The following is a 16,440-nucleotide window of genomic DNA, read 5'->3' as shown; positions in this document are numbered from 1 at the left end:
CGCAGACGCTCTCTTCTGTTAAAAACGCACTACGTTTATTAAAACTGTTTACTGTGCAAACGCCTGATAAAAGACTAACGGAGCTGGCCAAAGAATTAGGTCTAGGTAAAAGCACAACCAGCCGCCTGTTGTCTACCTTGCTGAGCGAAGGTTTTGTTTTTCAAGATCCAGTTACTCATAAATACAGACTRGGCCAACGCATCGTATCGTTATATCATGTTATGGTTATGTCCTTTGAGGACTTAGCTGAAGCAGCAAGCCCCTTCATTGAGCGTCTCGCGCAAGAAACCTCCGAAGCACTCCGAATAGCTGTATTGGAGGAAAATGAAGTAGCTTATATTTATCAAAGAGAGGGTTCAAGTAAAGAAGACATTGGTTCTTTTGTGGGAGGGAGAAATCCGCTTCATTGCACGAGTTCCGGAAAAATGCTACTAGCCTTTCAAAATGAGCTTGAAATGAACAAAATGTTGAACCAACCTCTTAGCAAGTTTACTTCAAAAACAATTACTGACCCCTCCCTGTTGAAAGAGGAACTGAAACGAATTCGGAAACAGGATTATTGCGTCGTAATTGGGGAATTCAACGAAAAATTAGTTTCCATTTCTTCTCCAATTCGAGACTCGAACGGTCAGGTTATTTCCGCACTTACTTTAATTAGCTCCATACATCGTATGGATGAAAATCGAATCATTTCCTATACGAGTAAAGTCTTAAAAACGGCTAAAGAAATTTCACGGCAGTTTGGTTATTTGAAATGAACACAGCATCGCTTTGTATTATTTCGAAGGGTCTTTATGGTTTGAAACGGAATACTTTTCAGAACTCGAATGCTCAATATTCAAGTCAATTTTGACTTCATTAATTGGATTTTCTTTTAACAGCAGTTCCCCTGCCGGAGAGTTGGCTTTCCACTGGCGGTAATGGTGTCGATATAAATCATGTTCAAGATTTAAGACATCTGTCTTCGTCTCTTTTCCTGTAAGGAATAACTCAACAATTTCTTGATCGATTGTTTTTTTCGTCTCGTCAGTTAATTGCTGCAGCCCAAGAAAGCTGTTCTTAGTCTGGCTTACGATATAAGCTTTCGCTTTTAGCTCAATATTGTATTTAGGTTTTCCTTCCGCACTTACAAGCTTCAACTTGGTTTTAGGATTTTCAACAACAATTTGAACGGTTTCCTGCTTATTTTTTGGTACAGATACACCTGCACGAATTGTACCCTGTTGCATCCAGCGCAGTCCGGACAGTTTTTTTAATGGGATATAGCTTTGATAAGCTTCGTTTTTGAGAAATATAGCCCCATCAATCATCAGTTTGGGCTCATTTCGTTTTTTTTCCTTCCATTGCTTGTTGTTTAAAGCTAGTACTGGAATACAAGAAGTATAGCCAGGTTCATATAGCTCTCCGATTAATCGGTGGAGCTTAATCGGTTTTATAGTAGAGCTTTGAGCATATATTCCTTCCGGTTCATGGAGAATGGTGCTCAGCGGAGACTGTCCTAGAAAACCACCTGTGCTGAGAATATCCTTTACCGATTCTCTTGTCCCGAATACCCAAGGCGTTAAACGAAATTCATAATATCGAACAATACTATCGTAGATTTCTCCAAATCCTCTTTTGAAAGCTGCTTCGCTCACGATAACAGAAGTCAAATGCCCCCAATAAATTCGTTCTTGTGCGGTTTGATATAGGGCAAAGAAGGACTCTTCAAAAGAGCTTCCCACCCCCTCGCCCACCCAAATTTTCGCTGTTTGCTTCTTTCCTTCAGTCGATTTAGCGATCGATTGAAAATCAACAAACTGGATATAACCGTGATATTTTCCATCCTTGTAATCCACGCCAATTGCCGATGCATAATTCAATTTCTCAATATCCTTAACATCTGAAGCACAGCCTGAGATACATAGCGAGAGGACTATCAGAACAAAAGTCAATCGTAAATTACGCCTCATTTCTCTCACCTTTTCCTTTTGTTTAACATCGCCGAAGAGAAACGTGACCTTCTGAATGGATCAGCAAGCAACGCAGATAACCAGTCTTTCATTCGCAGGGAGGATATCGGTTCTAGATAGGAAAGCCCAAACGAATCGAGCCTGCATAAATAGATCAGAATCAGAAACATGCTCAGGAAGAAACCGTAAATGCCAAGCATAGAGGAGATTAGCAAAATAAAAAGTCTGAGCAGGCTGACTGTTCCTGACAGCGACTGATTGACCAAACTAAATGTAGCTACCACCGAAATAGCAATAACAACAAGCAATGTGGGTGAAGCAAGTCCAGCCTTTATTAACGAGTCTCCAATAATTAAACCGCCGACAATACCGATGGTTTGTCCAACAGCTTTAGGCAGCCGAACGCCCGCTTCTCTAAGCAATTCAAATTGAAATAACAGCAGCAATGCTTCAAGGAAAGACGGCATAGGAACACCTTCACGAGATATGACTACTGTTGATAATAAGGAGAAAGGGATTTGATCCAGATTTACGGTCGCAATGGCAATCCAGAAGCCAGGTAAAAAAATACTGAGGACGAGCCCCATTATGCGAAGGGTTCGTTGGAGCATGACATAAAAATATGGGAAATGGACATCCTCAGGTGATTTTAATAACTCAAAAAAGTTGCTCGGTCCGATCAGTACCATGGGTGATCCGTCTACAACAATGATAAATCTCCCCCGCAGTAGGGTTTCAATAACAAAATCAGGACGGCCAATATAATCAATTAACGGAAACAGCGAGAAGGTTCGATCCGATAACCATTGCTCCAACTGCCCGCTGCTTACCACACTCTCCAAATTAATGTTACTCAATCGTTTACGTGCTTCTGCTATCATTTCCGGGTTCGCTTTATGACTAAGATAAAGCAAAGATACTTCAGTTTTGCTAATATTCCCAATGACGAACTGCTCACTGAACAACAAACCCGTTTGCATCCGTTTCCGAATGAGTGAGATATTCGTAAACAAATCTTCCGTGAAGGCGTCTTTTGGCCCCTTAATTGAAATTTCTGTATTCGATTCCTGCAACGACCGCTGTGGAATCTTAGAAATGTGAACAACCCAAAAGTCCACTGCTCCTTCACAATATATAATCAAGCTGCCGCAAAATAAATGAGACACCATATCTTCAGCTGTCGTTTTTATTGCGAATAAGGGTAATTCGTCCACTTGAGCCTGTACTTCATCCGTACCGCATAACATGGCGTTTATATACTGGCACATGCGGGTGAAATAGATGTTTAACTCCGTTTTATCAACCATACCTTCACAATAAAATGCCGTCAGCTTATCCTGCATCTCCAGTTGCGGCAATGGGGGAAATTTTACATCTGAGTAATTGGAGAATACATCTATCAATTGCCTCTTTCTTAGGCTTCCACTTTGCAGGCTAGTTTCCAGATCAACAAAAAGCTTTGATTCTTCAAGCAACTGATTCATTGGGCTTCCTCTCTTCGATGTGGCATATAGGTGATCATAAAGAGTATCGCCGTTATGGCTACTCCAAACCATAGTGAATAGGTGTAGAAGTAGCGATGGATGAACGCCTGCATGCTAATATCACTAATCATTAACAGCGAAGGTATAGAAATGACAACTGTAATGCAAATCATAATTGTTTGTGAATATTTCTCAGAACCACGTCCAATAAGTTGAGCTAAAAAATAGATGATAAGGGCCGTTCTCACGATACTTCCGGCCATTAATTGAAAAGCTGCAAAAAAGTCTACATGTGAAATATGTCTTCCGATCATCACCAGCCTCCACTGCTCAAAAGCGGGAAACCGAAAATTTTCAGCTTGGATCGGCCCAAAGGAAGCTAAAGATCCTATTGTAGGTCCCATGATCAATCCCACTAATAAGGTAAGCAGCACAAAAATAGTGCTATAATTTAAAGGTTTCTTCAATTTATGCTGTAACAGAAGCAGCACCATGAGGTCTATGCTCCCGCCAAAAACGACCACTATTCCTCTCAGATCTGGACCTATTCCTTCTGCCAAAATGGGTTGCAGCATGCCGTAATCTTTACTGTTCGTTGTCATAACAGCTACGCCGATGCCCAATATCCAAACGACAGGYAATAATACGGTAGACATATATACGATGGTTTTGAGTCCCCCTCTAGCGGCACAGTAAGCCAAAAAAATAAAGCTGAGGATAACGATAGCACTCGCTGTTCTCGGGAGGAAATAAATATTGACGTTTTTTGTTGTATCAAAAACAATCATCATGCCGGCTACCAGTAAATATAGAGCGAATCCACCGCCAATGACATTAAAACCAATTTTTCCGATTCGGCCTTCAATCCAGCTTTGAAACGATAAAGTACTCATCGATTTTAAAATCCAATATAAGATCAGGCTCCAAACAATCAAGCCAACATAAGCAAGCAGAATACTAATCCAGGCATCGCGTCCCGCTGCTTTTAACAGATGCGGAATGATTAGTACATGATTCGATATTCCGAGCGATAACAACAATAAAAAAATGATTTGAAGTCTAGAAAAGGATACTTCCACTGTTATTCACCTCCATTTTCCGGACAATATTTCATTTGGTATAATTACCCTCGAAGCGCCCATTTATGCATGGAGATGGAGCTTTATCCCATATCACATCAATAGACCAGTACTATGTATGCACGATTTAAATGAAATGTAAAAAAGCATGCTGCATTACGCAGCATGCTTACTCACCTATTATTTCCACCTTGGCGCGCTCGATATATATTTACTCAAAATATCATGCGGATTCAGATTTCAGTCTAAGCCGATAATCGTTGTATCATAATCTCTGCCTTAATAAATAYGATCCAGCGACACTGCCCACTCAACGGGTTCAATTTTCACTTGTAGAGATAACATCTTTCTTTGTCTTAGCCAGATAGCCAACCATGAATAAAATCAGAATGAGGAAGATCTCGCTCGTACCTACCGTTCCAAATCCTAGTCCTCCATCGTCCTTAGATTGGGACAAATAGTCTCCAAGCGAGGCACCAAGTGGACGTGTGACGATGTAAGCAATCCAGAATGACAATACGGGATTCAAATTGAAGCGATAATAAGCAAACGATACAATACCGATTACAGCAGCGAATAACATGGCAGCCAGCAAGTATCCCATATTCATCCCTTCAGAGATAAGATCACCGGCAGCAGTGCCAAGTGAAAACGTGAATAGAATGGCTAACCAATAATAGACCTCCCTCTTGGTGGTGTAGATCGAGTGGATGGACAACGTTTTTTCACTCTTGAACCAGGCAATAAAAGTGAGAATCAATAAAATGGAGAATACAATCGTGGTTACCTCTAGCGACACTCCAAAATTATCAGTGAGATTATCCGTTACCAGTGTGCCCAAAATACTGATCAACACTACGTTTACCCAATAAATACCAGGTACATACTTTTTCACATTGAATTGAAATACCAAAGCAACAATCAGTAATATCGCCATTAAATATGTGGTATTGTCAAGACCCCAATTCAAATTGAAATTCAGATAATCCGCAGCCGTCTCTCCTACTGTTGTAGCCATGATTTTAATCAACCAAAAATAGATCGTTATACCTGGCACCTTGCTTAACATTTCATGCTTGGATATCGTATTCATGACAGATCAGTCTCCTTTGAATTAGAGTTTGCTCTAAATGTGTCTCTTGTTTTCCGAAGCAGGCAAACGATATGCAACAAAATTCGCCTACGTAATAGGCAATGATGGAGCAAATCAAATCTCTTCACTTTTATTTCTTCTTAGAACTGGGTCATTGYGCTGTAAGCAGCCAATAAATTAGAAATACAGCTGCGAGCACAAAACGGTAATAAGCAAATGGCGCCAGCTTCACACGCTCAAGCAGCTTTAAAAATGTAATCACGGCTATAAGCGCCACAAGGAAAGCAACAATGAATCCAGTCACAAAGAAACCAGCATCTGAAGCCGTTAACGTATCGTAACTCTTCAGCAGCTCGTAGCCGCTGGCTGCTACCATCATCGGTATGGCGATAAGGAAGGAAAAGTTGGTCGCAGCCCGATAGCTTGCACCAATTAATAATCCGCCTGCAATGGTTGCCCCTGAACGAGAAAAGCCCGGCCATAGCGCCAAACATTGAAACAGGCCTATCAATAAAGCCTGTCTATAGGATAGTTGATCAATGTCTTCAGCTTGTACCACTGCTTGTTTCTGCTGACCTACCAGCATAAACACGCCGCCTAGTACTAATCCAATCAGTACCGTATACGGGGAAAATAAGTACGATTTAATAAACGAATGTAGCGCTAACCCTAACACCATGGCAGGCAAACAAGCTAAGATTAAATGAATCAGGTTTAGTTTATGAGTTGGTATTAATCGCTCATCCGCGTCATCTTTCGCCTTCGTTATACCTAGCAGGTTTAGTATTCTCTTCCAGTAAATTACGGCGACTGCCAGAATAGCGCCTAATTGAATGACGATTTCAAACGTATCTGCCTTTTCACCGGTAAAACCAAGCAGATTCCCTGTCAGAATCAGATGTCCGGTCGAGGATACCGGTAAAAACTCGGTCAATCCTTCAACAATCCCTTGGATAACGGAGTTAATGATATTTTCCATGAACACTCGCACGCTCCCTTTGCGTAATTGCCTTACTAACTTGGGCTAACCCTACTGTAGTAGCTAATCGTGAAATCAAAATAAACCAATTATTAAAATTATCTTAAATCATGTGAAGGACTTGATTTCTCCGTATCCATAAAAAAAAGCCTGATCAAAATCAGACTTTTTTTACCCTTTAAAGCGATAACCGGCTCCCCAAACCGTCTCGATATATGTCGGATCTGCAGAACTTTTTTCAATTTTTTCACGTATTTTACGGATATGCACGGTTACCGTTTGCATATCTCCCATAGCATCGATGCCCCAAACCTTCTCGAACAAATGATTTTTACTAAACACATGATTCGGATGGTTCGCAAGAAAATACAGCAGGTCAAATTCTTTCGTTGTCAGTATGGTCTCCACCTCATCGACGAACACGATTCGTGTATTCGGTTCAATGCGCAGGCCACGAATATGAATTTCATTTTTTGATCCCATTGTCCCGATCAATCGATCATATCTTGCTAAATGAGCCTTGACCCTGGCAACAAGCTCCGCTGGTTTAAACGGCTTTGTAACATAATCGTCCGCTCCTAAGCCTAATCCCCGGATTACATCAATATCTTCAAGTTTGGATGAAACCATCAGTATCGGAATGTTCTTTTTCTCGCGAATTTTTTTACAAACCTCAAAGCCATTTAACTTGGGCAGCATTAAATCAAGGATAATTAAATCATAGCTCCCCCATAAGCTCATTTGTAGACCTATCTCGCCATCTGGAGCCATATCGACTTTATACCCGTTAATTTCCAAATAATCTCGTTGAAGCTCCGAGATCGTTATATCATCCTCAATCAGAAGAATCTTTTTCATTTGATCATCATCCCCTTGTCGCTATGGGGATACATAGCTTAATTGTTGTACCAACCCTCAGCTTGCTGTAAGCTTCTATACCGCCTTGATGACCTAACATAATTTGTTTGGCAATAGCAAGGCCTAGTCCGCTTCCACCTGTTCGAGCATTGCGTGATTCATCTGCTCGATAGAACCTCTCGAAAATATGCTGAAGCGCTTCGGGATCTATCCCGGATCCGTTATCTCTAATTTCCAGAATGGCTTCGCTCTCTGTACAATGGGCTGTTAATTGAATGGAAGGCTGTTGTTTATCCATATATCTAACGCTGTTCTGTATAATATTATTGAGAACTCTCTTAAACTGATCTCGATCTAATAAAAACATTGCAGACGGATCAAGCTGGATGTCTGAATGGTAAGTTATACCTTGCTTCTCTAATTCAAATTCGAGCTCCTCCGACCAATCCATTAAAAATGCCAATACATTTACTGCTTCAAAATGAAATTGCTGCTGATTTAAATCCAGCTTGGAATATAAAAACAGCTCATTAATAAGATGATCCAGCTCTTCAGCTTTGACAGCTATCGTTTGCATGTATTTCAAGTTCTTCTCCGGCGTGTCTGCAACACCATCTAAGATGCCATCAATATAACCTCTAATTGTAGTTAATGGCGTTTTCAGATCATGGGATATATTCGAAATCAATTCTTTTCGGTTGACTTCGTATTGCTCCTGAACTTGAATTGACGTTTGGAGTCGCGAACGCATTTCTTCAAACATAATACCGAGCTGGCCAATCTCATCTTTTCCGTTAACCTTAATTTGAAAATCCAAATTTCCCTCTTTTATTTCACTAGCTGCATTCCGAAGTGCTTGGAGAGGTCGAATAATATTCTTGGACATGAATGTCGTGAGCAGAATATGCGTGACGATCAGAACAAATATCAACGATAGAAATAAGGTCGGAAAATACTTACGAATAAAATAGGTAGTGGGATTGACCTTCGAGATGATAAATAAGGTTCCCTGCTTGTTATTTTGATAATGAAAATCGAATTGCATAAATGAATAGTTGGCATTTCCGATCTTTTTTGCCGGATACTGCCTAAAAGCTTCATTTCGATTAAACGGCGGTAAATTCGAACTAACATCTGAAAACTTTTGAATATCAAGCGAACGGTATAATACCTCTCCGTCTACTCGGACAATAATTTCAGAATCTCTTTTTTGAAGCTCATTTGTCATTTCTTCAAGATAGGATTGATTATTCAATATGTTGGGCTGAAGTTCGAAGGAACGCTTAATTTCTTGTGCAATATGCTTCACTTCTTCTTGGCCAAAAAGCTCTTCGGTGGATTCATATATGCTCTTTATACCCTGTAGATCTCCACGAAATACAATAACCATAAGCAGCGAAATGAGAATAATGGAAATAAGCGGAATGACAAGCATCGCCGCATAGGATAGGAGCAGCTTTAAACGAATGGACATACTCTGGATTCTCCTCCGCTTTTAAGCTTCTTTACGATCATACATAATGTATCCCATTGTAAAAAACAAGACAAGTCCTGAAAAGATAAAAAAGATTGAATTAATTAAGTATCCCCATCCCATTGATTATCTTAACCAAAGTACATATCAATCCGAATAAGTGATAAGCGAAAACCGCTTTTTCTTCATTTTTATCCTCCTAAGTGAATGAATTTATGGTTATTTCTTACTCAGGATAAGCAATGGCTATAAAAATATAGTGAACCAGTTATTAAAATTCTCTTAAATTACTTTTCATACCTGAAGATAGATCCGCTACGTATACCACCATAACGATAAGTACTGCTGGCAAGCCGCTTAAATCTTCCCTGAGCAGACGAGATACATAAAGCTCGGTAACCTTTGATTTACCATGCAGATATTGGTTTGTCCGGGGTTTTATGAATAATAAATAGAAAAAAACCACCTAAAAAGGTGGCTTTTGCTCGCGAGGAGTGTAAAAAAGCTCCTCATCTAAATTAATTTCAGAGGCAGATTATTGTACCTGCCTCCTATTGCTGAGAAAACAGATTCGTTGATCTCTACTCCTTGCGCCACTCGTCGAGGATCATTTGGGCAACTGCTGCTAAAGTACGAATATCAATTGCATTTATGCCTAGCACATCCGCTTTCTCAATTTCTGACCATCTCGGATCTGCTGAGGTTACACCGTAGAATTTCGCAATAATCGATAGATCTCGAATCGTAACCTTCGTTTGTCCCTCGATTAATGTCACGATCTTCGCTGTGAATACTTGAACAGCTTTGTTCAGCAACGTTACAGCTTCATCTACCTGCCACTGGCTGCTGCCCGCGTTTTTGGCCGTATTAATAGCTGCTTGAAGCGCCGCTTTTGATCCTGCAGCATACTTTCCAACCTTAGTCCCTTCAACCGCCCTGTCATGTTTCGTCTGTGCTGCTGCAATCGCAGCGTTCAATACCGTTCTGTCCACAGGAATCGATGGAATGACCGAGTCGGCAAACCGTTTCATAGCCGCATTCAAAGCATTAAGCGTACCAGCAATTTCCTCACCTGTCGCATTCGCATCATTCTTGACGGCTATCGCGCTGTTGATTGCTGCTTGCAATGCTGCTTTAGCTCCAATTGGATACTGACCAGGTAAAGTTCCTTCCACCGCAGCATCATGAGCGGACTCCGCTTGCTGGATTGCTGCATTCAGTGCCGTTTTATCAGCAAGATTCACTTCGATCAGTAGCGAAGCTTGGGACACATTCATTATCGTTCCTTTGCCATTCAATGATACTTCGAAATCAGACAACGAGACGGTCGTGCTGCCTGCCTTTGCATCTGCCTTCACCTTACCGTGGAGGCTGAACAAAGGACCACCGTCGATGCCGCCTCGCTGTTCACCCGAGGTTGCCATAATGATTCGAATCTGGCCAAGCTCCGGCTTCACTGCACTCCCGAGTACAGCGAAATTCGGCTTCAACGATTGAATGGCTGACGGATCTAACGCTTGAGATACGCCTTCTTTCACTGTCTGGAATTCAAACTTCTGCGGGTCATAATGAAAAACAACATCAAGAGCCGTGAAATTTGAACTTATATTGTCCGTTCCAATCGTCCACTCTGCCTCCTGCCCCGCTAAAACCATTGCAGGACCTGACAGTGTGGCCATATCTTTTTCTGAAGCAACTGTGGTTACTTTCACATTCAGCGCAGCTGTTTTTGCTCCCTCTTCCGTCGTCGCCGTTATGAGACCTGTTAATGCTTCCGCTCCCTTATTGGTTGCCGTAACGGTTGCTTTGGTTACTAGATTAGCCTCATCATAATGAACATTCGTGACAACGATGTTCTCATGATTAGATACAAAATGCACATTTTTGTTTGTTGCATTTGCCGGAAAGACGGTAGCAGAAATTTCAATGCTTTCACCATCCTTCAATTCGATGGAAGAACGATCGAGCTTTAGTTCAGTAACAGGAATATTTGCCCTCACTTCGAAACGCTTGATTGCTTGCGTCGTTCCATTGCCTGCAACCACTGTATAAGTTCCCGGAGACGCATCCTTTGCTATTGAATAGGAGTCACTAAATACACCGCCAGGCAATTCTTTTCTGTACAACATTGCTTGATCCGGTCCTAGTACCTTTACCTCCACTTTATCGAGTGTCGTATACCCCGCTATCGTTATGGAGTCCCCAGCTACTCTAGCAGGAATATCCTGTAATGAGACATATTCTGCGTTCAGCGGCATCGTCCAAACGTCGGCAATTGAAGGATCATAATTGCGACCTTCCTCATCTTCTTGGAACCGAACAGTCACCTTGCCATCCTTTGTTAAAGAGATATCGTCAACAACAAATTGATAGGTTACAATACCTCGGCTATCTTTTTCATTCACGCGGCTGAGCACTTTCGTTCCGTTTACCAACACATAATAATCTTTCAATTGTGCTCGATCATACGTTTCGATTGCCCTAATAATGAAAGGTTTGCCTGGCTCAACGGTCATATCAAATTGGAAATAACCATTTGCGTCTCCATGATTAACATACCTTCTCGTTAATCCCTCCTCCACATTTGCACCGGACTGAGCGGAAAACTTTACATTATGTTTTTGTTCAGAGCCTTGTTCGCCAACGTCTACATGATCGTAAAAGTCTATCGGCGGGTTTTTATAACGCACTTGAATGGTCGTACTGCTCTTGGCTGCTTCAGCTCCATGAAACGAAGCAATCGCACGCAGCTCAGCAGCCGTTTCAACGGCAAGAAGCGGTGATTTCACCTCAAAACTGATATTCTTTTCTTCTCCGGCTTCAAGGCTATAGGCTTGGCGTGCAGGGGAAACCGTCCAGTTTAAAGGAGCACTGAGCTCTATAGATCCTTCAACGGAAAAGCTTCCTTTATTTTGAATGGTTGTATTAACCGTTGATGTACCGCTTGGCTCGATTGTTGCTGGTTCAGCCTTTAATGCTTTAATAATGATTGGCGAATCGATCTTTATTGTCGTCTTCAAAGGCACTTCCACTGTTGCATCATTTATTTTGTAGCTTCCGCTGCCAACGATATTAAATAGGCTAGTGGGTTGTTGTTGCTCCGACACTTTCACACGGAATGCAGCAGCAAACGTTTCACCTGGTTTAATGACAGACGTTTGGTTATCTCCTATCGAAGTGACTTCCCATCCTTCGGGTTTCTGGAGAGTATAACGCACATCATTAATGCTCGCATCGCCATCGTTAGTTGCTTTCACTTCAACTGTAAATGTGTTTCCGGGCAGTACGGATACCTCGGAAGGGCTAATTAACCACTTTATTCCTAGCTTTTCATTGCTAATGGCTGACAAAAACGTTGTTGCGTTTGAAATGAGATTTGCTAATTTTTTAACAATAGCGTCGTTTATTGACCCAGTATCGCTTTGTTCTTGCAACCATTGCTGTAAACCGTCTGTTTCATATAAAGCATGATGAACTTGCTCGATAAAGAGAGCATCATCACCGGCTTTGTACGCCTCAATACTTGCTTCAATTCGGCTTGCGAGCGCCTCGCCTTTACTTGAAAGTGCCTGAGTTTGTTCGCTGGTGAGCTCTCCATTATTGGAATAGCTTATTACTTCATTTTGAAATTTGTCCGCCTCATCAAGGGCACTGCCTAAATCTCCAATAATAGGATCAACTACAAACTGATAATCACCCGAACCAACAGTGAATACCGCATTCCCTTCCTCCATACCAACAAATTGTACCCCTTCCACCGACAATGCAAATTGGCCGCTCTCTGTTACTGCCCACTTGCTGTCAGTAGGGATATAGACCGTAGCCGTTGTGTTTGTTGGAATCGTGACATGCTGGCTAAAAATATCCCCTTCTTTTTTCCAATCGCTTACAATCATGCCGTAAACAGAATTGTACGATCCTTTGGCGCTAGTCAAATTTCCACCAGGTCGAGGTTTAATCAAAATATGCTTATAACCCGGGCTTGCAGGGTCCTGTTGAATGCCTGCAATATTTTGATACATCCAGTCTCCGACTGCTCCATAAGCGTAATGGTTAAAAGAGTTCATGCCAATGTCTTGGAAACTGCCATCCGGCTTAATAGAATCCCAGCGCTCCCACATCGTAGTCGCACCATTTTTGATCTGATATCCCCATGAAGGATAAGTGTCATTGTTGAGCAATCGGTAAGCAACATCCAAATGTCCCGTTTCGCTCAATACCGGCAATAAATCTCTCGTGCCAAGAAAACCGGTTGATAAATGCCAGTCGCGCGCTTTAATCAGCTCTACCAAATGATCCGCGGCAGCTTGACGTTTCGATTCGGGAACCAAATCCATGTACAAAGCCAACACGTATCCCGTTTGGCTATTTCCTTTAACTTTTCCATCTTCGCTAACATAAGCTTTAATAAACGCTGCTTTCACTTGCCCATAAAGCTGCTCGTACTTGTCGGCATCCTCTTGACGGCCGATGGCATGCCCCATTTCGGATACTAGTTTTGTACTGTACGCAAAATAAGCGGTAGAAATTAAATCTCCTGGCGTTGGATCATTCACATCCAGCCAATCACCATACATGGACGACGGACGAATAAGTCCAGAGCTATTTTTTCTCATATATTCGATCCAGTGAACCATTTCATCATAATTTTCTTCAATAACACGAATATCTCCGTAACGCTGCCATATGGTATACGGAACGGTAACGCCAGCATCCCCCCAGCCGGCATTGCCTCTTTCTCCGAGAACATTAGGCGCTACATCGGGAAAAGCACCGTTAATTGATTGTCCATCTCTCAAATCTCTCATCCATTTGCTTCCTATAAACTTTGCCACATCCATATTAAAAGCAGCAGCTCCAATAAAGACATTGATGTCACCGGTCCAACCCAAACGCTCGTCACGGGCAGGCGTATCGGTAGGAACCTCCAAGAAATTGCCTCGCTGTCCCCAAGTAATATTGCTTTGCAGTTGATTCAACATCGCACTAGAAGTTTCTAACTTGCCGCTAAACGGTGCTGCTGTATGCATGACCTGCCCTGTAACGGCATCCATACTCGGCACGCCGGGATAACCCGTTACCTCCACATAACGGAAACCATGAAACGTAAACTTCGGCTCATATACTTCATCTCCGCCGCCCTTCAAGGTATATCGGTCCGTTGCTTTTGCCGCGCGCAAGTTTGCTGTATAGAAGGTCCCGTCCGGGTTTAATACCTCTGCATGTCGAAGAGTAACCGTTTGACCCGCTTCACCGCTTACTTTTAGCCTTACGGTTCCGACCATGTTCTGTCCTAAATCAAACACATATTTGCCAGATTCCGGCTCTGTCATCTTAATCGGCTTCATTTCTTCAATTAATTGAACCGTTGGGCCATCCTGGGCGACTAGCTTCCCAGTCACTTCTTTCTCTAATTTTTGAACCGAATCCCAGCTCGTTGCATCGAAGGCAGGTGTATCCCATCCGTCTAATTCCTTCGTTGCATCATAGGTCTCTCCCATCAAAATACTAGAAGATACAATTGGCCCTGCTGCCCATTTCCATGATTGATCCGTTCCAATCGTTTCAGTTGAACCGTCTGTGTACTCAAGATTTAATTGCATGAACAAATAGTTGCTATCGCCATAAATGTTCGGACCGATAAAACCGACATGTCCGGAATACCATCCCTCTGCCAATATAGCGCCAATGACGTTGTCACCGTTTTGAAGCAAATCAGTTACGTCATAGGTCTGGTATTGAATATGCTTGGTGTAATCTGTCCATCCTGGCGTAAATAAATCTCCGCCTACACGTTTGCCGTTAATGCTAGGTTCATATATTCCGAGAGCGCTGGAGTAAAGTCTTGCTTTTGCAATGGACTTCTCTAAAGAGAAACCTTTGCGAATGTAAGGAGGCGAAGCTGTAATTTTTACATTTTTCCCCCACGGCGACTCCCCATAGGACGCGACGATCATCGCAGCTGACCAGCTGCTGTCATCAAAATCTGATTTCTCCCATCCCTCCATCTTTACCTTGGCTGCTTTCAAACCTTGATCCATATTCAATTGAAGAGGTGTTCCTTCCTCGAATACCACTTTCAAGCTGCCAAGCAGACCAGCAGGTCCGCCATCGTTTGATGTTTGGATTGCAATCGTATTAGATCCAGGAATGAGTGCGCTTGAGACATCTACAATTTTGCCTTCTTTCCATGAATCGACCGCTTTGATAGAACTGCCCATTCGCTTTCCATTCACATATAACACGAACCCATCATCCGCAGTTAATAAAAATTTCCCTTGTGTTATTGTCCGGTCTAACGGCAATTGAATGGTTTTGCGAAAATAGCGATCTCCTGCAGGAGCATTTGAAGCCGGATTCCCTTCCGGAAACCAAACCCATTTAAGACCTTCTGTTGTCATATTGTTCGCGTCGCTCATACCGATCCAATCCGCTTGCCAATCCGAATCATGGAGAAGACCCATTTCCCACCAAGCAGGATCACTCCATTCTGAAGCCTTCTCATTGTTCAAGTCCCATACTTTTACTCTCCAAAAGTAACGTTTGCCGGACTCCAGAGGCTTGCCGTCATAAACGACATTTACCGATTGATTCGAATCAACTTTATCGGTATTCCACACATCCGGTTGGTTATCCAGCAATTTCTGGTTGGTGCTAGCTACCTGAATGGCGTAAGCTGTTTGAAGCTGTCCACGTTTATCGGACTGAAGCTTCCAACTCATCCTCGGCTTCACCACATCAATACCGATCGGATTGTTCGTGTACTCCGTCGTTAAATCGGTTACCGCCATCGTTGCTCCCGTTCCACCCGCTTCGCCATACGCCGTACTAGTCATAGGCAAGCATAATGTGAAGCCAATCACCAAAGCTAATAGAAGACTCATGGTTTTCCTCATACTTTTTTTCCCCTCGACTTTCCTTTGTTATTGTTTATCGTTCTATTTTTGCTTCAGCATTGCAAGGATGACGACTACCGACTCAGCCCGAGTAGCATGCTCTAGAGGTGCAAACCGGTTACCATTTCGCCCTTTGATTATTCCTGTCTCCACAGCTGCAGCTACGTAACCAGTCGCCCAAACAGGAATTTCTAACGCATCCGCAAACTGAAGCTTCGTATTTTGGTCTGCTTTTAGATCAAGAGCCCTCATGACGACAGCAACCATTTCTGTCCGATTAATTAACTGGTCTGCGCGGAAGCTTCCGTCATCATAACCTTTTAATAGACCTGCCTTAACCGCTGTTGCGATATACGGTTTCGCCCACGCAGCTATTCTATCGCTATCGTTGAAGGCAAGTTTACTGTCTGCTCCAAGTTCTAGATGAAGCGCCCGAACCATCATAGCTGAGAACTCCGCACGCGTTACTGCGCGGTTAGGAAGGAATGTTCCATCGGCATATCCCGTAACAAAACCGAGCTCTGCCGCTTCCCTAATCGCACTCTCCGCCCAATGTCCTTTAATATCTTTCCAATTCACAGTAATAGATTTTCCAGCTACAGTTACCTGCAGCACAGGTTTCAGT

Annotated in this window: 10 protein-coding genes; 1 reads left to right on the top strand and 9 read right to left on the bottom strand. The window is 42.5% G+C overall.

The annotated features are described in order from the left end of the window. Positions 1 to 758: IclR family transcriptional regulator (locus AB4Z17_RS24285; protein ID WP_441962594.1), on the top strand; the 758-nt coding region annotated here is incomplete at its 5' end. An 18-nt stretch (positions 759 to 776) separates the two neighbouring features. Here the strand turns inward: AB4Z17_RS24285 and AB4Z17_RS24280 are convergent. The 9 genes from AB4Z17_RS24280 to AB4Z17_RS24240 all read right to left on the bottom strand — a co-directional run. Beyond that, a complete protein-coding gene (locus AB4Z17_RS24280) occupies positions 777 to 1,952 on the bottom strand; it encodes a Ger(x)C family spore germination protein (protein ID WP_441962592.1) in 1,176 nt (391 codons plus the stop codon). Positions 1,953 to 1,957: 5 nt separating this feature from the next. Next, a complete protein-coding gene (locus AB4Z17_RS24275) occupies positions 1,958 to 3,436 on the bottom strand; it encodes a spore germination protein (protein WP_441962591.1) in 1,479 nt (492 codons plus the stop codon). Continuing rightward, positions 3,433 to 4,515, bottom strand: a complete 1,083-nt coding sequence (locus AB4Z17_RS24270; RefSeq protein ID WP_441962589.1) for an endospore germination permease — start codon at positions 4,513 to 4,515, stop codon at positions 3,433 to 3,435. The genes AB4Z17_RS24275 and AB4Z17_RS24270 overlap by 4 nt, the downstream gene beginning before the upstream one ends. Positions 4,516 to 4,834: 319 nt before the next feature. Continuing rightward, a complete protein-coding gene (locus tag AB4Z17_RS24265) occupies positions 4,835 to 5,608 on the bottom strand; it encodes a COG4705 family protein (RefSeq protein WP_441907361.1) in 774 nt (257 codons plus the stop codon). 151 nt (positions 5,609 to 5,759) lie between these two features. Further along, positions 5,760 to 6,587, bottom strand: coding sequence for an undecaprenyl-diphosphate phosphatase (bacA, locus tag AB4Z17_RS24260; protein WP_441962587.1), 828 nt, complete (start codon positions 6,585 to 6,587; stop codon positions 5,760 to 5,762). 171 nt (positions 6,588 to 6,758) lie between these two features. Beyond that, positions 6,759 to 7,445 carry a response regulator transcription factor gene (locus AB4Z17_RS24255; protein ID WP_441875110.1) on the bottom strand — a complete coding sequence of 229 codons (687 nt, stop codon included), beginning with the start codon at positions 7,443 to 7,445 and terminating at the stop codon, positions 6,759 to 6,761. Between the two features lie 7 nt (positions 7,446 to 7,452). Continuing rightward, positions 7,453 to 8,919: a sensor histidine kinase gene (locus AB4Z17_RS24250; protein WP_441962585.1), complete on the bottom strand. Its 1,467-nt coding sequence runs from the start codon at positions 8,917 to 8,919 to the stop codon at positions 7,453 to 7,455. Positions 8,920 to 9,500: 581 nt separating this feature from the next. Continuing rightward, entirely contained in the window at positions 9,501 to 15,815 is a 6,315-nt protein-coding gene (locus tag AB4Z17_RS24245; protein ID WP_441962583.1) for a family 78 glycoside hydrolase catalytic domain, read from the bottom strand. Between the two features lie 42 nt (positions 15,816 to 15,857). Continuing rightward, the coding region (locus tag AB4Z17_RS24240) for an S-layer homology domain-containing protein (RefSeq protein ID WP_441962582.1) at positions 15,858 to 16,440 on the bottom strand (583 nt) is incomplete at its 5' end.

Source organism: Paenibacillus sp. TAF43_2, assembly GCF_052113545.1.
In the GTDB taxonomy this organism is placed as follows: domain Bacteria; phylum Bacillota; class Bacilli; order Paenibacillales; family Paenibacillaceae; genus Pristimantibacillus.
Note: the sequence above shows the minus strand (reverse complement) of the source record. Positions and strands in the feature narration are given on the sequence as shown.